The organism is Pseudomonas zhanjiangensis (assembly GCF_041027545.1).
GTDB classification, from domain to species: Bacteria; Pseudomonadota; Gammaproteobacteria; order Pseudomonadales; family Pseudomonadaceae; genus Aquipseudomonas; species Aquipseudomonas zhanjiangensis.
The window spans coordinates 67,132-84,856 of record NZ_JBFTEG010000011.1; the positions used below are offsets into that span (position 1 = coordinate 67,132).

Genomic DNA, 17,725 nt, shown 5'->3' on the forward strand with positions numbered 1-17,725 from the left:
GTTAAAAACGGGCGACGCCGAAGGTGGTGGGTTTGAGCGGCCGCATCGCGGCTTCGGCGCAGATATCCAGCAGGTAGCCGAGCAGTTTGCGGGTATCGCGTGGGTCGATCAGGCCATCGTCCCACAGGTTGGCGGTGCCATAGAGGGCGGTGGACTGGCTGTCGAGCTTCTGCGCGGTGGCCGACTCGAGCATGTCGAGCATCTTCGGATCGGCCTCCTTGCCTTCCTTGCGCTGCTTGTCCTCGGTGACGATGCGCAGCACCTTGCCGGCCTGGGCGCCGCCCATCACCGCGGTCTTGCTGTTGGGCCAGGCGAAGATGAAGCGCGGGTCCAGGCCGCGGCCGCACATGGCGTAGTTGCCGGCGCCGTAGGAGCCGCCGACCACCAGGGTCAGCTTGGGCACAGTGGCGTTGGCCACCGCCTGGATCATCTTCGAGCCGTGCTTGATCACCCCCTGTTGTTCCGATTCGGTGCCGACCATGAAGCCGGTGGTGTTGTGCAGGAACAGCAGCGGCGTGTTGCTCTGCTCGCACAGCTGGATGAACTGCGCCGCCTTGGCCGCGCCCTGGGGGGTGATCGGGCCGTTGTTGCCGATCAGGCCGCAGGGCTGGCCCTCGATCCGCAGGTGGCCGCAGACGGTCTGGTTGTCGAACTCGATCTTGAAGTCGAGGAACTCGGAGCCGTCGGCGAGGCGGGCGATGACTTCGCGCACGTCGTAGGGCTTCTTGGCATCAAAGGGCACCACCCCGAGCAGTTCGTCGATCGGGTACAGCGGCTCGCGCCAGGTCTTCTGCGGGCGCGCCGGCAGCTGCGCGTTCCACGGCAGCATGGCGAGGATCTCGCGGGCGATGCGCAGACCGTCGGCGTCGTTCTCGGCCAGGTACTCGGCGGTGCCGGCGACCTGGGCGTGCATCTCGGCGCCGCCCAATTGCTCGTCGCTGGCGATCTCGCCGGTGGCGGCCTTGAGCAGCGGCGGGCCGGCGAGGAACAGCTTGGCCTTGCCGCGCACCACCACCACGTAGTCCGACAGGCCCGGTTGGTAGGCCCCGCCAGCGGTGCTGGAGCCGTGTACCACGGTGACCTGCGGCAGGCCCATGGCCGACATCCGCGCCTGGTTGGCGAAGCCGCGCGCACCCTCGACGAAGATCTCGGCGGCGTAGTTGAGGTTAGCGCCGCCGCTCTCGGTCAGGGCTACCAGTGGCAGCTTGTTCTCCATGGCGATCTGCTGCAGGCGCAGGGTCTTCTTCAGCCCGGCCGGGGAGATGGTGCCGCCCTTGATCGCGCTGTTGCTGGCGCTGATCAGGCAGCGTACCCCGGCGATGTAGCCGATGCCGGCGATGATGCCGCCGCCGGCCTGGGTGCCGTCCTTGTCATCGTGCAGCCGATAGCCAGCCAGCGAGGCCAGCTCGAGGAAGGGGCTGCCGGGGTCGAGCAGCAGGCTCAGGCGTTCGCGCGGCAGGAGTTGGCCACGCTTGTCGAATTTGGCTTTGGCTTCCTGCGCCTTGTCCAGGCAGCGCTGCTCGATCTCGCGGAAGCTGGCGATGGCGGCGAGCATGGCCTCGCGGTTGCGGGCGAAGTCCGCGCCTTGCACGTCGATTTCGGACTGGATCACCGGCATTGTTTATTTCTCCTGTTCATTCAGCACAGCGGGCAGGTAGGCGCGGTGGAAACCGTTGTAGGCCTGGACCTGCCCCGGCTTGGCCTTGAGCAGCGGGAAGGCGCGGCTGCCCTGGCTGGCGGCACCGTCGATGCGCACCGTGTTGCCGCTGATGAAGGCGGCGCCCGGCGACAGCAGGAAGACGATGGTGGCGGAGACCTCCGATTCGCTGCCGATGCGCTGCAGAGGCACCTGGTCCTTGAGCGAGCGAATCATGGCTTTCATCGATTCGGGGTAGGTGTCCATGCCGCTGGAGGCGATCCAGCCCGGCGCCACGGCATTGACCCGTACTCCGGCGTGGCCCCACTCGACGGCCGCGGTCTTGGTGAAGTTCTCCATGCCGGCCCGGGCCGCGCCGGAGTGGCCCATGCCGGGCATACCGCCCCACATGTCGGCGAGCATGTTGACGATGCTGCCACCGGTCCTGCTCATGCTCTGGTTGAATACCTCGCGGGCGACCAGGAAGCCGCCGACCAGGTTGGTGCGCACCACCGTCTCGAAGCCCTTCTGGTTGATCGAGGCGAGGGGGGCGGGGTACTGGCCGCCTGCGTTGTTGACCAGGTGGTGGATCACCCCGCGCTCGGCGACGACTGCCGCGACCATGGCCTTGACCGACTCCTCGTCGCGGATGTCGCAGACCTGGTAACTGGCGCTGCCGCCGTCTGCGCGGATTTCGTCGACGGTGCTTTCCAGCTTGTCGGCCTGGCGCCCGACCAGCACCACGTGGGCACCGAGGGCCGCCAGTTCGTGGGCGGTACAACGGCCGATGCCACTGCCGCCGCCGGTGACCAGGGTGCACTGGCCGGCGAACAGGCCGGGGCGGAAGATCGAGTCGTATGCCATGGTTCCTATCGTCCTCGTCGTGGGCTGGGAAATGGCCAGCGGCCTTTCCCGCCGCGATTGATCGCTGTCAAACCGCTGCGCGGGTTTTCCAGCCTACAGCTGTTCGGCCAGGCCCTTGGGCACCGGCACCGGGAACTCCAGCAGCTGCTGGGCGAAGGCTTTGCCCTGCGGGTCGATGCGCAGGCTGGCCACGCCGCCGCCGCCGAGGGCGTTCTCCAGCAGGAAATTGAGGCTATGGCTGCCGGGCAGATACCAGCGCTGCACCCGGCCGGACTGCGGATCGAGAACGTGGCTCATCCAGTCGACCACCGCCGCGCAGCTCAGGGCCTCGGCGATCCACGGCAGGTACTCGGGCTTTCTCGCCATCACACCGATATTGCTGTGGTTGCCCTTGTCGCCGGAGCGGGCCACGGCCAGCTTGACCAACGGCACGCTGGCATCGGCCAGACCTTCGGCCGGCGGCGGCTCGGCGGCGTCGGCCAGGTCTGCGCCGGCGAGGGCGTCCAGGGCCGGCAGCTCGACTGGCGTGCGTGTGCCATTAAGTTCCATGGCCAGGGCGCAGGTCGACTTGTCGACCAGCAGGGAAAACAGGCGGATCACCGGGTAGACCGTCGGGCGGCCGCCGACGATACCGGTCAGCCCGGGGGCCATCCCGGTGGCGGCCTGGGCGATCTCGCGGGAGAACAGCACCAGGGCCTCCTTCTGCGGGTGGCGCACGGCAATCTTGATCACCACCTCGCGGCTGTCCTGGCGTCGGCCGTGGGGGCCGTAGGTGGCTTCCGTGCCGAGCAGTTCGATGCTGACTTCCTGATAGGGGCCCCAGCCACGTTCGGTGAAGAGCTCCTCGGTCTTGGCGATGATCGCCCGGCTGACCCGTTCGGCCTTCTTGATCGCGTCGATGCCGGCCATCAGGCAGCTGGCGGTGCAGCGAAAGCCGTCCGGATAGGTGGCGCTGACCTTGTATTGCCCGGTGGGCGGCAACCCCCTGGCACCGGCGAGTTCGACGCGGTTGTCGCCGACCTGGCGCAGCTGCACCCGGGTGAAGTCGCAGACCACGTCCGGCAGCAGGTAGGCGCGCGGGTCGCCGATCTCGTAGAGCATCTGCTCGCCGACGCTGAAGGGCGTGACCAGGCCGCCGGAACCTTCCGGCTTGGTCACCACGAAGCGGCCGTTGGCCTGTACTTCGATGACGGGGAAACCGATGTGCTCGTAGTCCGGCACGCTCTGCCAGTCGGTGAAGTTGCCGCCGGTGCACTGCGCGCCGCACTCGATGATGTGGCCGGCCAGGGCGGCCTGGGCCAGCTTGTCGTAGTCGTTCCAGGCCCAGCCGAACTCGTGCACCAGGGTCGCGCTGACCACGGCGCTGTCGACCACCCGGCCGGTGATGACGATATCGGCGCCTCGCGCCAGTGCCGCGACTATGCCTGGCGCACCCAGGTAGGCGTTCAGCGACAGGCAGTGCGGCGGCAGCGGCGCGCCGCTGAACATCTCGACGCCACCGGCCCGCGCCAGTTCGGCTTGCCTGGGTTGCAGGTCATCGCCATGCAGCACCGCGATCTTCAAGGCGACGCCGGCCTTGTCGCAGGCGGCGCGCAGCGCGGCGGCGCAAGCGCCGGGGTTGACCCCGCCGGCATTGCTGATCACCCGGATGCGCTTCTCGGCGATCTCGCCCAGGAGCGGCGCCAGTACCTCGACGAAGTCGCTGGCATAGCCTTGTGCGGGGTTCTTCAGCCTGGCCCCGGCCATGATCGACAGGGTGATCTCGGCCAGATAGTCGAACACCAGGTAATCGAGTTCGGCGCCGCGCACCAACTGGGCGGCGGCGGTACAGGTGTCGCCCCAGAAGGCAGAGGCGCAGCCGATGCGTACGGTTTTGGTCATGGGAGGGCGCCGTTGCACGCTGATAGGATGCCCTCAACACTACCAAGCAAGCGCTTGGTTTTAAAGCGGGAAAAGAGGGCTTTCCTGCCAAAAGTGCGCCCAAGCGCTTGCTTGGCTGGCCCCCGAGGCATAAATTTCACTAACTACGACAAGCACTTGGGCAAAATATGCAGACGTCCGAGCATTGCTGTGTTTCGGCGACATCTGGCCAAGCGGCGAAGGGGACGGGGAGTAAACAGCGTGGACGATCTACAAGCTCAGGCGGTGATGCGCGATCTGGTGGCCGACGGCCAGATCACCGATCCTGACAGCGCCCGGGGCAAGCTGCTGCAGACCGCCGCCCACCTGTTTCGCAGCAAGGGCTACGAGCGCACCACGGTGCGCGACCTGGCCAGTGCGGTGGGTATCCAGTCGGGCAGCATCTTTCATCACTTCAAGAGCAAGGACGAGATCCTGCGCTCGGTGATGGAGGAGACCATCCGCTACAACACCGCCCTGATGCAGGCCTCGCTGGCCGAGGCAAGCGACCTGCGCGAGCGAGTGCTGGCGCTGATCCGCTGCGAACTACAGTCGATCATGGGTGGCACCGGCGAGGCCATGGCGGTACTGGTCTACGAGTGGCGCTCGCTCTCGCCTGACGGCCAGAGATTCATCCTCGAGCTGCGTGACACCTATGAGCAGCTATGGCTCGAGGTGCTGGAGGAGGCCAGGGCGGCCGGTTATTTCAAGGCCGACCCCTTCATCCTGCGGCGTTTCCTCACCGGCGCATTGAGCTGGACCACCACCTGGTTCCACCCCGAGGGCCCCATGAGCCTGGAGCAGCTGGCAGAGCAGGCGCTGTCGCTGGTTCTTAAAGAAAGCTGAGTGACTTCGGCTATGCTTGCAGGGCATTTGGATATCAGGGCAGGGCAGGCCGTTGGTAGCACACAGGGAGCAGCGTGCGGTCTGGTTTAGTTTAAGAGGTAGCCGTGTGCCGATGCTGTTCAAGAGTCTACTGATTGCCCTGTGTCTGCTGACCGGCCTGCCGGCGATGGCCGGCGAGCAGGTGCGCGTGGGCGTGGGCGCCTATCATTTTCCGCCCTATGCGGTCAAACCGGAGGGCGCCGAGCCCGGCGGGCTGTTGCCGGAACTGCTGGCCGCCTTGAATGGCCTGCAGGACGACTATCAGTTCGATCTGGTGCCGACTTCGGTGGCCAGGCGCTACCGTGATCTGCAGAGCGGCCGTTTCGACCTGATCCTGTTCGAGTCGCCGAGTTGGGGCTGGCAGGATACGCCGCACCGGGCGCTGGATTTGCATATCGAAGATGCCGAGGTCTACGTCGCCCATGCCGAACCTGGGCGCGATGAGCGCTACTTCGAGCGTCTAAAAGGCAAGCGCCTGGCGTTGTACAGCGGTTATCACTACGGCTTTGCCGGGTTCAATGCCGATCCCGACTATCTCAACCAGCATTTCGATGCAATCCTCACCTACTCCCATGACAGCAATCTGCAGATGATCCTGCGCCAGCGCGCCGACATCGCGGTGATTACCCGCTCCTACCTGGAAATCTATCGCGAGCGCCATCCCCGTGAGCGTTCGCAGCTACTGGTGTCGCAGCGGGTCGATCAGGTGTATCAGCATCAGGCCTTGTTCCGCCCTCAGGCGCCGCTGACCTCAGCGGTGTTTGCCGATTTGCTGCGCGAACTCAATCGTCAGGGTCAACTCAATGACTTGTTGGCTCGATACCATCTGGCGCTGCAGGTCACCGGGGCGGTCCCCTGAAACCGGGCTGTTCGGCCGGCCTTGCCCCGAGTAATCTGTCTACAGGCGGCGATGACCCGGCAACTGGAAGGAGTAGATGAGCATGTCCATGCACAGGTTTGCCCGGGCCGGGGGATTGCTGGTGGCCATGTTGTTGGGCGGGCCGCTGGCCGCCGAACAGCTGGTGAACGTCGCCGGGGTGCATTTCCCGCCCTATGTGGTCAAGCCAGAGTCGACGCCAGCCCAGGGCTTGCTGCCGGAGCTGCTGGAGGCATTGAACCAGGCCCAGGGCGAGTTCCGCTTCGTCCTGGTGCCGACCTCGGTGCCCCGACGTTTTCAGGATTTCGAGAAGGGCCGACTCGACCTGGCGATCTTCGAGAACCCGGCCTGGGGCTGGCAGGGTATTCCTCACGAGGCGCTGGACATGGGCCTGGAGGATGCCGAGGTGTTTGTCGCCCGGGTCGCTGCGGGGCGTGATCAGAGCTATTTCAACCGCCTGCGCGGCAAGCGGCTGGCCTTGTACAGCGGCTACCACTATGCCTTTGCCGACTTCAACTCGGACCCCGAGTTCCTGAAGAGGGACTTCAATGCAACCCTGACCTACTCCCACGACAGCAACCTGCTGATGGTCCTGCGCAAACGCGCCGACATCGCCCTGATCACGCGTTCCTATATCGGCGACTTTCTCGGTCGCCATCCCGAGTATGTCGACCAGTTGCTGGTCTCCGAGCGTATCGACCAGCTCTATCGCCACCAGGTGCTGGTGCGCCCCGGCTCGCCGATCAAGGCCGAGCAGATCGCCGTGCTCCTCGACCGGTTGCGTGGCAACGGCCGCCTGGCCGGAATATTCGGCCGTTACCAGATCGCCGTCAGGCCACGCGCAGCGGATAGCTCAGCAGCAGCAGGTGGAGGAGGTTGACCGCGCCGTGCAGGGCCAGAGCCAGACTCAGGCGACCGCTGTAGTGGAAGACCAGTCCGTAGGCCAGGCCCGCCGCCAGTGCGACCAGGGCGAACAGCGGGCTGAAGGGCGCATGTACGGCGCCGAACAGCAGGGCGGTCAGGACGATTCCGGGCCAGATACCCAGCCAGCCCACCAGGCGGGTCTGCAGTAGCCCGCGAAACAGCAACTCTTCGGCCAGCACCGCAACCCCCAGGTTCACCGCCAGCCACAGCCACAGGCCGTCCGGCCATTTCGGCTGCCACGCGACCAGGCCCAGCTCCAGCGCCAGCAAGGGAACGCAGACCAGCGTCAGCAAACCCAGGGACCAGGCGAAGCGGGGGCAGCTCGCGGGCTGGCGCGGTTGGCCGAGCCACCAGCTCAGCAGGGTCAGGCCGACCAGCAGCTTGTCCCAGGACAGGCGTAGCGCATAGGGCGGCGCATCACCGCTGATCTGCCGCGCCGGCCACAGCTGCCAGGCGCCAAAGCCCGGCAGCAGGTGAGCGGCCAGCGCGGTGCTGGCGAGCAGGCTCAGGCTCCACCAGAGCGGTCCCGGCAGCAGCTTGTCGGCGGCCAGCAGCAGAAGAATGTAAGCGGCGCCAATGGCCAGCCCGCTCGAGTCGATAAAGCCAAAGATGCCGCCCAGGGCCAAGACCAGACAGGGGAACAGCAAGCGCTTGTACAGGGGCATGGCACCTCCAGTTGGGGGCGCGCAGTCTAGCGATTGCTTGTGTCCAGGGCCAATGGCGCTTCAAGGACGCGTGAAGTAGCGCTCAAGTAGCTGCGGATCGTCGAAGTGGGCGCGGCCGATAAAGGCCGTGGCGTGGTGCCCCCACTGGCGCATGGCGCCGGGTGAGGGGACTCCGGAGGGCCACAGCAGCCAGCGCTCCAGGCGCTCGCTGCCGCGCACCAGACCGCCGGCGTCATACAGGCTGCGCCGACCTCGGGGGTGGGGCAATCGCCGCAGATGATCGAGCGCGGCCTGCTGATAGCTCAGCGAAGGCATTGCTGGCCTGCGTCCGTCGACCCAGACCAGGCTGTGCTCGCTGGCGTTCAGCCATAGCGTCGGCGCTTGCCGGCCGTCCAGGGCGAGGCGGGTGGCCAGGCGGGACTCCTCGTCGGGCGGTTGGCGAAAACGCAACGGCGAGCCTGCCGGCAGGTAGAAGCGGTGCCAGCAGCCACAGGGATGGATGCTGTCGTAGAGCAGTGCATTGCCCTGCTGGTCCAGGGTCACGCGCCAGAGCAGGCCGTCCAGCTCGCCGCCATAGAGGTCCAGGGCGCTGGGTTTAGGTCGCCGGGCGAACCAGAACTGGTAGACCAGTTGCAGCTGCCAGCGACCATCCAGCCGACTCCAGCCGTGGTGGCGATAGACGCGCGCCTGGGCGGTGTTGAAGGCGCGCCTGCCGTCGATCGCGTAGTAGGGGCTGCCGATGCGATCGCTGTGGCTGGCCTGTTCGACGCGAAGCCAGGGAGCATGGCGCGCGAACAGCAACAGAAGCTGTTCGCCGCTCGTCTGCGGCAGACCCAGGGCATCCTCGCGCAGCTCCAGCGGGACGGCCGGCGATGCGGGCTGGAGCGGTTGATAGCTCAACCAGTCTGGCCTGTCCTGCGGTGCTCGCGTCTGCGCTGCCGCCTGCTGCCAGGCGGCGATGCCGCGACGAAAGATGGGCTCGAACAGCGGGTTGAGGCCCAGTACCCTTGCCCAGTCGTGGTAATCGTCCGGTACCTGGGCGGCTTGGACGGCGCTGGCGAAGCCTTGTGGGTCGTCGCTCAGACCTCGTATCTGCGCGTGACGGCAGGCGGCAAGCTGATCCTGGCGGGATGCGGTCGACCAGTGGCGACGCGGGCCGGCGGGCAGTTGGGCGATTTCGACCTGGCTGGCTTCGGCGTCACGCGCGGCCGAACGCTGCAGCCACAGGCGGCGCTGCTGCGCAGTGTCGGCGCTGCGGCCAAGCGTCGCCAAAAGGCGATCGCTGCGCAGCCCTGGGAATCCGGGCAGAAGACGGTACTGAGCATCCCGGTGGGGTTGGCTGACCCTTGCCAGTCGATCGAACAGCTGCGTGCAGTGATCGGCGTGCGGCGCCGGCGCGAGCTGCGCGCAGCCCGCCGTGAGCAGCAGCACAGCCAGCAGGCTAGCGCTTGTCAGCTTCCTTGGCGTCCCGGGCTTCCATCTCGGCTTTGCGTTCACGGATTTTCTGCAGTTGCTCTTCGCTCAGTGGCAGTGGCTTGGCGGTGCGCAGCAGCACCAGCAACCCGCCCACAATAGAGCCTAGGACGAGAATGATCAGTAGCCAGATATACCAGGGCATGCATGGCTCCTTGAGGCTCGGATGCTTCACCATATCGCGCCGGGCCCGGCTTGTCAGGTTACTGGTTGCTGGTCGACCCGGCGGGCCGGAGCCCGCCGCCGGGTGATTGCCTAGCGGCGCACCTGCTTGAGCGTCTCGGCGATCAGGAAGGCCAGCTCCAGCGACTGGTCGGCGTTCATCCGCGGGTCGCAGTGGGTGTGATAACGATCCGACAGGCCGTCCTCGGTGATCGGCCGGGCGCCACCGATGCACTCGGTGACGTTCTGCCCGGTCATCTCGATGTGGATACCGCCGGCGTAGCTGCCCTCGGCCTGGTGCACGGCGAAGAACTGCTTCACTTCGGCGAGGATCTGCGCGAAGTCACGGGTCTTGTAGCCGCTGGAGGCCTTGATGGTGTTGCCGTGCATCGGGTCGGAGCTCCACAGCACCTGGCGCCCCTCGCGTTGTACGCTCTGGATCAGGCGCGGCAGGTGGGCCTCGACCTTGTCCGCGCCCATGCGCACGATCAGGTTGAGACGACCCGGGTCGTTGTCCGGGTTGAGCACATCGATCAGGCGGATCAGCTCCTCGCTGTCCATGCTCGGGCCGACCTTGACCCCGATCGGGTTGCCGACCCCGCGCAGGAATTCGACGTGGGCGCCGTCCAGTTGGCGGGTGCGGTCGCCGATCCAGAGCATGTGCGCCGAGCAGTCGTACCAGCCGCCGGTGAGGCTGTCCTTGCGTACGAAGGCCTCTTCGTAGTTGAGCAGCAGCGCCTCGTGGGCGGTGAAGAAGCTGGTCTCGCGCAGCTGCGGCGAGCCGTCCATGCCGCAGGCGCGCATGAACGCCAGGGTCTCGTCGATGCGGTCGGCCAGGTGGCTGTACTTCTCGGCCAGCGCCGAATTGGCGATGAAGTCGAGGTTCCACTGGTGCACCTGGTGCAGGTCGGCGAAACCGCCCTGGGCGAAGGCGCGCAGCAGGTTGAGGGTCGCGGTGGCCTGGTGGTAGGCCTGCAGCAGGCGCTCCGGATCGGGCACGCGGCTGGCGGCGTCGAAGCCGATGGCGTTGACGATGTCGCCGCGGTAGGCCGGCAGGGTGGTGTCGCCGATGGTCTCGTCGTTGGCCGAGCGCGGCTTGGCGAACTGGCCGGCCATGCGCCCGACCTTGACCACCGGGCAGCCGGCGGCGAAGGTCATGACGATGGCCATCTGCAGCAGCACCTTGAAGGTGTCGCGGATCTTCGCCGCGCTGAACTCGGCGAAGCTCTCGGCGCAGTCGCCGCCCTGCAGTAGGAAGGCGCGGCCCTGGGTCACCTCGGCGAACTGGCGACGCAGCTCGCGCGCTTCGCCGGCGAACACCAGCGGCGGGTAGCCGGCCAGGGTCTGCTCGACCTTGGCTAGGTGGGCGGCGTCGGGGTAGATCGGTTGCTGGAGGATTGGCTTGTTTCTCCAGCTTTCGGGGCTCCAGGGTTGCGACATCGGGGTTCTCGGCTCGGGGCAGTTTATTAGGCAGATGGGCATGGTAACCCATAGCCGCGCTACGGCAAGCCGATCGCCGTGATAGAGCGTCTGCATGGATGGCGCCGTCGTAGGCGGAAATTATCGCGTGACCGGGGTGGCGCGCTTCGTCGACAATTATCACTTACTCCCGGCGCCATCCGGCCAGGGGAGCCACGCCGGAGAGTGCGGGATGCCAGGTTTGCCCCCTGTGGACGAAATGAAAGACGAGGTCGTGCTTGCCGAGGTGCATGACCCCTTCGGCGTGATCCGGGTGGTCGAGATCGGCGACTACCGCTTTCTCGAATTCGGCGATTCGATCGAGCAGAGCTGCGTGTTTACCGCCGACCCCAGCTGGCTGGAATACGACTACACCCGCGCCATGCTGCTTGGCGCGCTGTGCCACCCGGCGCCGGAGAGCGCATTGTTTCTCGGCCTGGGGGCCGGCAACCTGACCCAGGCGTGCCTCAGGTTCCTGCCGCTGGACGACGTCGAGACCATCGAACTGCGTCCGGAGGTGCCGCGCCTGGCCATGCAGTACCTGGGTCTGGAGGACGACCCGCGCCTGACCATCCGCATCGGCGACGCCCTGCAACTGCTGGAAACCGCGGAGACCGCCGACCTGATCTTTCTCGATCTCTACACCGATCACGGTCCCGGGGCGGGTCACCTGGCCTGGCGCTTTTTGGAGAGCTGCCAGAAGCAGCTCAATCCCGGCGGCTGGCTGATCATCAATCAGTGGGCCAACGACGATGGCAAGCCCCTGGGGGCACCGCTGCTACGCGGCCTCTATCATCGCCATTACTGGGAGTGCCCGGTGAAGGAGGGCAACGTGATCCTGCTGGTGCCGGCCGACCTCGATCAGCAACTCGACCTGGACGGCCTGCAACAGCGCGCCGAGGACCTGGCGCCGCGGCTCGGCTATTCCTTGCGGCCATTGATCCAGGCGCTGCGGCCCGCCAGTTGAGTATTGGGGGGGCCGCGCTCAGCGCCCCCGAAAGTCGCCGGGGCGGCGCTCGAGCATGGCGCGCACGCCTTCCTGGGCGTCTTCGCTGGCCATCAGGCGGGTCACGGTCGGGTGCAACTTGGCCACTGCCGCGGCCTCACCCTCATACACCGCCTGACGCGCCGAGGCCAGGGTCGCCTGTACGCCGAGTGGCGCTTGGGCAGCGATCCGCTCGGCCAGCCGGAGTGCGCGCGGCATCAGCTCCTCGCTGGCCACCACTTCCTGAACCAGGCCCAGGCGGTAGGCCTCGTGGGCATCGAACGGGTCGCCGGTGAGCAACCAGCGCATGGCGTTGCCCCAGCCGGCGCTCTGGTGCAGGCGCAGGGTGGCGCCACCGAACGGGAAGATGCCGCGCTGCACCTCCATCTGGGCGAAGCGGGTGTTGCTGGCGCACAGGTTGATATCCGAGGCGAGCATCAGTTCGATGCCGATGGTGTAGCAATAGCCCTGGGCGGCGACTATCACCGGCTTGCTCACCCGCGGTCCGCCGAACACGCCCCAGGGGTCGCACCCGTCTTCGGGAATCTGCCAGCCGGCGGCGAAGCTCGCGGCAACCTTGGTCAGGTCCAGGCCGGCGGTAAAGTGTTCGCCATGGGCGTGAATCAGCGCGACCCTGGCGTTGCCGTCGCGCTCGAACTCGCCATAGGCCAGGCACAGGTCATTGAGCAGGTCGAGGTCGAAGGCGTTGCGCTTGGCCGGGCGGTCCAGGCCGATCAGCATGATATGGCCGCGATTTTCGCGGCTGACACGGCCGTTGCTGCTGTGAGTCATGGCGCAGGGTCCTTGTGCAGAAAATGAGGGAGACTGCAAGGGTATAGCCCCCCTGCATGGCCATGTCCAAGGCTGTCCGGCTCGGGGCCAGCTTGCCGGTGAAATATGACCGTCCAGCGGTCCTTGGCTTTTATTCGGGCAAAACCAGCACAACTGTCAGGATTTCGGGTATAGTGCGCGCCGGTCAATTCATGGCCACGTTCAGGTAGCGCAATTCGCTCGAGGGCTATCCTCGGCAGCCGGTTCGCCTAGCGGACTATCCTTGACGATTCATTTTTCACTACGTTTTCGCAAATCCCCGCCGACAGGGCTGCCAGGGTGACTTTCGGGTCTTACACGGCATGCGCAGCTTTGGAACATGGGTCTTTGCGGATGCACTTGAGGCAGACCCATGACCCAGGAAATCGGCGGCTTCGCCGCGCTCGGACTTCACCCCAACATTCTCGCCGCACTGACCGCCGTCGGTTACGAAGAGCCTTCGCCGATTCAGGCGCAGGCCATTCCGGTGATCCTCGCCGGCCAGGACATGATCGGTCAGGCGCAGACCGGTACCGGCAAGACCGCGGCCTTCGCTCTGCCACTGCTGTCCAAGATCGACCCGGCCAAGCGCGAGCCGCAGGCGCTGATCCTGGCGCCGACCCGCGAGCTGGCCCTGCAGGTGGCCACCGCCTTCGAAACCTATTCCAAGCAGATGCCCGGCCTGAATGTCGTTGCCGTCTACGGCGGCGCGCCCATGGGCCCGCAGCTCAAGGCCATCCGCCAGGGCGCCCAGGTGATCGTCGCCACTCCGGGACGTCTGGTCGACCACTTGCGCCGTGACGAGAAGGTGCTGTCGACCATCCAGTACCTGGTCCTCGACGAGGCCGACGAAATGCTCAAGCTGGGCTTCATGGACGACCTCGAAGTGATCTTCGAAGCCATGCCGGAAAGCCGTCAGAGCGTGCTGTTCTCCGCGACCCTGCCGCACTCGATCCGCGCCATCGCCGAGAAGCACCTGCGCAATCCGCAGCACATCAAGATCGCCTCCAAGACCCAGACAGTGACGGCCATCGAGCAGGCTCACCTGATGGTCCATGCCGACCAGAAGCACGCCGCGGTCCTGCGTCTGCTGGAGGTCGAGGAGTTCGATGCGCTGATCGGTTTCGTGCGCACCAAGCAGGCCACCCTGGATCTGGCCGCCGCGCTGGAAGCCAAGGGCTACAAGGCCGCTGCATTGAACGGCGACATCGCCCAGAACCAGCGCGAGCGGGTGATCGACTCGCTCAAGGATGGCCGCCTGGATATCGTCATCGCCACCGACGTCGCTGCCCGCGGCCTCGACGTGCCGCGCATCACCCATGTGATGAACGTGGACATGCCCTACGATCCGGAATCCTACGTGCACCGTATCGGTCGTACCGGCCGCGCCGGTCGTACCGGTCGCGCCCTGCTGCTGGTGACCCCGCGCGAACGCCGCATGCTGCAGGTGATCGAGCGCGTTACCGGGCAGAAGGTTGGCGAGGTCAAGCTGCCCAACGCCCAGCAGGTGCTGGACGCGCGGATCAAGAAGCTCACCGCCAGCCTGGCGCCGCTGGTGGCCGATGCGGAGGCCAGCCATGGCGATCTGCTCGACCGCCTGACCGCCGATATCGGCTGCAGTCCGCGTGCGCTGGCCTCCGCCCTGCTGCGCAAGGCCACCAATGGCCAGGCGCTGACCCTGGCGGAAGTCGAACGCGAGCAGCCGCTGGTGCCCACCAGTGGTCCCCGTGAGCGCAGCGAGCGGTCCGAGCGTGGCGACAGCCGCGAGCGTCGCGCACCGATGCCGCTGGGCGAAGGTCGCGCCCGCTGCCGTACCGCGCTGGGTGCGCGTGACGGTATTGCGGCGAAGAACCTGCTGGGCGCCATCCTCAACGAGGGCGGGTTGGCCCGTGACGCCATCGGCCGTATCCAGGTGCGCGAGAGCTTCAGCCTGGTCGAGCTGCCCGAAGATGGTCTCGAGCGCCTGCTCGGCAAGCTCAAGGACACTCGTGTCGCTGGCAAGCCGCTGAAGCTGCGTCGCTACCGCGAAGATTGATCCTGGCGTGAATCGAAAAAGCCCCGCTCGCGGGGCTTTTTTGTGTCTGTCGCGTGCTGTGACGGTTAATTGAAGCTGTAGATATCCATGCCCAGGACGCCGAGGGTGAAGCCGCTGTGCTCGACCTTGAAGCTACCACCGGCGCCGCGGGCGAAGTACAGCGGCAGCAGGTGTTCGTCGGTTGGGTGATTGCGCGCGGCGTGGGGAGCCTGTCGGCGGTAGTCGTGCAGCGCCGCTTCATCTCCGGAAGCCAGCATTTCCACCATCCAGTCGCGAAAAACCTGGGCCCAGGGTGCGACCGCCTCAGGCCCGGCGTGCCAGTCCAGCTCGCCAAGGTTATGGGTAATGCTGCCGGAGCCGATCAGCAGCACGCCCTGTTCGCGCAGTCCGCTCAGGGCCTGGCCGACGCGGGTCTGTGCGGCGGGCCCCTGATGGCTGGGCAATGACAGCTGGACCACCGGGATCTCGGCCTGCGGATACATCAGCGTCAGCGGCACCCAGGCACCGTGATCGAGAGGCCGCTGCGGATCGATTCGTGCAGGCAGGCCGGCCCTGGCCAGTTGTTCGACGACTTCGCCGGCCAGTGCCGGGTTACCCTGCGCCGGGTATTGCACCTCGTAGAGCGCGTCCGGAAATCCGTAGAAGTCGTGCCAGGTCTTGGGCCTGGCGGCGCCGCTGACCAGCAGTTCGCGGCTCTCCCAGTGCGCCGAAAGCACCAGGATGGCGCGGGGGCTGGGCAGTTCGGCAGCCAGGCGGGCGAGGGCAGGGCCGCTGGCGCCAGGCTGCAGCGCAAGCATGGGTGAGCCATGGGAGATGAACAGGGTGGGTAGCATCGGATAACTCCAGCGGTAGCATGTGACCATGGTCGCGGTTGGGTAGATCGATATCCAGCGTAAAATCCTGAGCTTATCCATCGAATTAGTGAGGTCATGGTGCACGAGGAATTCTGGCTGGAGCGCTGGGCGCGGGATCAGATCGGCTTTCACCTGGGTGAGGTCAATCCCTATCTGCAACGGCACTGGTCGGCGCTGGATCTGCCTCAGGGCGGGCGGGTGCTGGTGCCTTTGTGCGGCAAGAGCCTTGACTTGGTCTGGCTGGCGGCGCAGGGGCATCGGGTGCTGGGGGTGGAGCTGGCGCAGAAGGCTATCGAAGACTTCCTTGCCGAGCAGGGCCTGCAGGCCGAAGTGATCGAGCGCGGGGCATTCAAGGTCTACCGTGCCGGGGCGCTGGAGCTCTGGTGTGGCGACTTCTTCGCCCTGACTGCAGCGGACGTGGCCGACTGTGTCGGCCTCTATGACCGGGCCGCGCTGATTGCCTTGCCGGAGGCGATGCGAGAACGCTATGCGGCGCATCTGCAGGCGATTCTGCCGACGGGCTGTACGGGCTTGTTGATCACTCTGGACTATCAGCAGAGCCAGATGAATGGCCCGCCTTTCTCGGTCGGCGACGCCGAGGTTCGCGAGCGTTTCGGCGAGGGTTGGCAGATCGAGGAGCTGGAGCGCTTGGACGTGTTGGCGGGCAACTGGAAGTTCATCAAGCATGAGCTGCGGGCGCTGGACGAGGCGGTCTATCGTTTGCGCAAGCGTTGATCCAGGCAGTAAAAAGGCGACCCCAGGGTCGCCTTCACTGTGCCGCTCAGCCGCGCTGGCGCAATGCCTCGATGCGCTCTTCCAGCGGCGGGTGGCTCATCAGCAGGCCGGCCAGGCCCTGCTTCAGGCCGCCATTGATGCCGAAGGCGGTCAGGCTGTCGGGCATGTGCACCGGGACCCCTTGCTCGGCGCGCAGGCGCTGCAGGGCGGCGATCATCGCGCCGGTGCCAGCCAGGCGGGCGCCGGCCTCGTCGGCGCGGAACTCGCGCTTGCGCGAGAACCACATGACGATGATGCTGGCCAGGATGCCCAGCACCAGCTCGGCGAAGATGGTCGCCACGAAGTAGCCGATACCATGGCCCCCTTCGTTCTTGAGGATGGCCTTGTCGACGAAGTTGCCGAAGATCCGCGCGAAGAACATCACGAAGGTGTTCACCACGCCCTGGATCAAGGCCAGGGTGACCATGTCACCGTTGGCCACGTGGCCGATCTCGTGGGCCAGCACGGCGCGCACCTCATCCGGCGAGAAGCGCTCGAGCAGGCCCTGACTGACCGCGACCAGTGCGTCGTTCTTGTTCCAGCCGGTGGCGAAGGCGTTGGACTCGTAGGCCGGGAAGATCCCCACTTCCGGCATCTTGATGCCGGCCTCGCGCGACAGTTCCTCGACGGTCTGCATAAGCCACTGCTCGTGGCGGGTGCGCGGTTGGCTGATGATCTCGGTGCCGGTGCTCATCTTCGCCATCCACTTGGAGATGAACAGCGAGATCAGCGAGCCGGCGAAACCGAACACCGCGCAGAAAATCAGCAGGCTGCCATAGTTCTGGCCGGTGTAGCGATCAACACCCAGCAGCTTGAGCGTGATACTGGCGATGATCAGAACCGCCAGGTTGGTGGCCAGGAACAGAAAGATGCGCATCATGGTGTGAAACTACTCCTCACGGGGAAAGACGTCCTGCTTATGCCGGCTATATAAGGGCGGGCCCCTCGGCTATTCAACCGAGCGACTATTTCAAACTATGTCGCTTGTCCCGTTCAGGGTGCTTTCGAACAGCAGGCGGGTGAGGCGGGCGACTCGTTCGCCGTGTCGCTGGGTCAGCGCTTCGCGCAACTGAAAGGCCAGGGTGGCATGTACCCGACGCACGCTGGGGGGCAGGGGCTCGCCCTCGCGCAGGGCGTGTGGCACGCTGCGCGACAGGCGCAGAAAGCCCTTCTCGGTCAGCACCGCCTGGTCCAGGGCGTCGTAGGCGATGGTCGAGTCGAAGCGGATATAGCCTTCCTCGGCCAGCCACAGCAGGGTGCCCAGGCAGCTCTGGTGGCGTTTGCTCGGCAGGCCGAACTCGTCCGGCTCCTCGCGCCCGATCAGGTCCTCGACGTAGAGCGCCACCTTGCGCGGAAAGGCCTGATAGAGCAGCAACAGGCCGGCGGCGGCATCCTTGTAGAAGTCGTCTATCTGCAGGTCCATG

At 66.1% G+C, this 17,725-nt stretch carries 17 protein-coding genes; 6 read left to right on the forward strand and 11 right to left on the reverse strand.

Annotated features, from left to right (window positions below):
- Position 1: 1 nt before the first annotated feature.
- The 3 genes from atuC to AB5S05_RS14420 all read right to left on the reverse strand — a co-directional run bounded on the left by atuC (position 2) and on the right by AB5S05_RS14420 (position 4,381).
- Positions 2 to 1,618 (reverse strand): geranyl-CoA carboxylase subunit beta, encoded by a 1,617-nt coding sequence (gene atuC, locus AB5S05_RS14410; protein WP_369288216.1) that lies wholly within the window; start codon positions 1,616 to 1,618, stop codon positions 2 to 4.
- Between the two features lie 3 nt (positions 1,619 to 1,621).
- Complete coding sequence (locus tag AB5S05_RS14415; protein WP_369288217.1) at positions 1,622 to 2,500, reverse strand: SDR family oxidoreductase; 879 nt, start codon at positions 2,498 to 2,500, stop codon at positions 1,622 to 1,624.
- Between the two features lie 93 nt (positions 2,501 to 2,593).
- Positions 2,594 to 4,381 carry an acyclic terpene utilization AtuA family protein gene (locus AB5S05_RS14420; protein ID WP_369288218.1) on the reverse strand — a complete coding sequence of 596 codons (1,788 nt, stop codon included), beginning with the start codon at positions 4,379 to 4,381 and terminating at the stop codon, positions 2,594 to 2,596.
- Between the two features lie 240 nt (positions 4,382 to 4,621).
- Between AB5S05_RS14420 and AB5S05_RS14425 the strand changes: the two genes are divergently transcribed.
- From AB5S05_RS14425 to AB5S05_RS14435, 3 genes are all read left to right on the forward strand, one after another.
- Complete coding sequence (locus AB5S05_RS14425) at positions 4,622 to 5,245, forward strand: TetR/AcrR family transcriptional regulator (RefSeq protein WP_369288219.1); 624 nt, start codon at positions 4,622 to 4,624, stop codon at positions 5,243 to 5,245.
- Positions 5,246 to 5,357: 112 nt separating this feature from the next.
- Positions 5,358 to 6,143: a substrate-binding periplasmic protein gene (locus AB5S05_RS14430; RefSeq protein ID WP_369288323.1), complete on the forward strand. Its 786-nt coding sequence runs from the start codon at positions 5,358 to 5,360 to the stop codon at positions 6,141 to 6,143.
- A gap of 76 nt (positions 6,144 to 6,219) precedes the next feature.
- Positions 6,220 to 7,041 carry a substrate-binding periplasmic protein gene (locus AB5S05_RS14435; protein ID WP_438943580.1) on the forward strand — a complete coding sequence of 274 codons (822 nt, stop codon included), beginning with the start codon at positions 6,220 to 6,222 and terminating at the stop codon, positions 7,039 to 7,041.
- Here the strand turns inward: AB5S05_RS14435 and AB5S05_RS14440 are convergent.
- From AB5S05_RS14440 to AB5S05_RS14455, 4 genes are all read right to left on the reverse strand, one after another.
- Positions 6,992 to 7,750 (reverse strand): CPBP family intramembrane glutamic endopeptidase, encoded by a 759-nt coding sequence (locus AB5S05_RS14440; protein WP_369288220.1) that lies wholly within the window; start codon positions 7,748 to 7,750, stop codon positions 6,992 to 6,994. The genes AB5S05_RS14435 and AB5S05_RS14440 overlap by 50 nt on opposite strands.
- Before the next feature lie 60 nt (positions 7,751 to 7,810).
- Entirely contained in the window at positions 7,811 to 9,022 is a 1,212-nt protein-coding gene (locus AB5S05_RS14445; RefSeq protein WP_369288221.1) for a hypothetical protein, read from the reverse strand.
- 169 nt (positions 9,023 to 9,191) lie between these two features.
- Positions 9,192 to 9,368: a DUF2897 family protein gene (locus AB5S05_RS14450; protein WP_369288222.1), complete on the reverse strand. Its 177-nt coding sequence runs from the start codon at positions 9,366 to 9,368 to the stop codon at positions 9,192 to 9,194.
- Positions 9,369 to 9,478: 110 nt separating this feature from the next.
- On the reverse strand, positions 9,479 to 10,825 hold the full coding sequence (locus tag AB5S05_RS14455; protein ID WP_369288223.1) for a class II 3-deoxy-7-phosphoheptulonate synthase: 1,347 nt from the start codon (positions 10,823 to 10,825) through the stop codon (positions 9,479 to 9,481).
- 211 nt (positions 10,826 to 11,036) lie between these two features.
- Here AB5S05_RS14455 and AB5S05_RS14460 point away from each other — a divergent pair, with 211 nt between their 5' ends.
- Positions 11,037 to 11,810, forward strand: coding sequence for a spermidine synthase (locus AB5S05_RS14460; protein WP_438943581.1), 774 nt, complete (start codon positions 11,037 to 11,039; stop codon positions 11,808 to 11,810).
- Positions 11,811 to 11,828: 18 nt separating this feature from the next.
- Here the strand turns inward: AB5S05_RS14460 and AB5S05_RS14465 are convergent, their stop codons facing one another.
- On the reverse strand, positions 11,829 to 12,620 hold the full coding sequence (locus AB5S05_RS14465) for a crotonase/enoyl-CoA hydratase family protein (RefSeq protein ID WP_369288225.1): 792 nt from the start codon (positions 12,618 to 12,620) through the stop codon (positions 11,829 to 11,831).
- Positions 12,621 to 13,011: 391 nt separating this feature from the next.
- Here AB5S05_RS14465 and AB5S05_RS14470 point away from each other — a divergent pair, with 391 nt between their 5' ends.
- Positions 13,012 to 14,673, forward strand: coding sequence for a DEAD/DEAH box helicase (locus tag AB5S05_RS14470; protein WP_369288226.1), 1,662 nt, complete (start codon positions 13,012 to 13,014; stop codon positions 14,671 to 14,673).
- 65 nt (positions 14,674 to 14,738) lie between these two features.
- Here the strand turns inward: AB5S05_RS14470 and AB5S05_RS14475 are convergent, their stop codons facing one another.
- Entirely contained in the window at positions 14,739 to 15,506 is a 768-nt protein-coding gene (locus tag AB5S05_RS14475) for a DODA-type extradiol aromatic ring-opening family dioxygenase (RefSeq protein ID WP_369288227.1), read from the reverse strand.
- Between the two features lie 99 nt (positions 15,507 to 15,605).
- On the opposite strand from AB5S05_RS14475, the gene AB5S05_RS14480 reads away from it, so the two are divergent.
- Positions 15,606 to 16,262, forward strand: coding sequence for a thiopurine S-methyltransferase (locus AB5S05_RS14480; protein ID WP_369288325.1), 657 nt, complete (start codon positions 15,606 to 15,608; stop codon positions 16,260 to 16,262).
- A gap of 46 nt (positions 16,263 to 16,308) precedes the next feature.
- On the opposite strand, the gene htpX is transcribed toward AB5S05_RS14480, so the two are convergent.
- Entirely contained in the window at positions 16,309 to 17,181 is an 873-nt protein-coding gene (gene htpX / locus AB5S05_RS14485; RefSeq protein WP_369288228.1) for a protease HtpX, read from the reverse strand.
- A 90-nt stretch (positions 17,182 to 17,271) separates the two neighbouring features.
- Positions 17,272 to 17,724, reverse strand: coding sequence for a hypothetical protein (locus AB5S05_RS14490; RefSeq protein WP_369288229.1), 453 nt, complete (start codon positions 17,722 to 17,724; stop codon positions 17,272 to 17,274).
- Position 17,725: the final 1 nt, after the last annotated feature.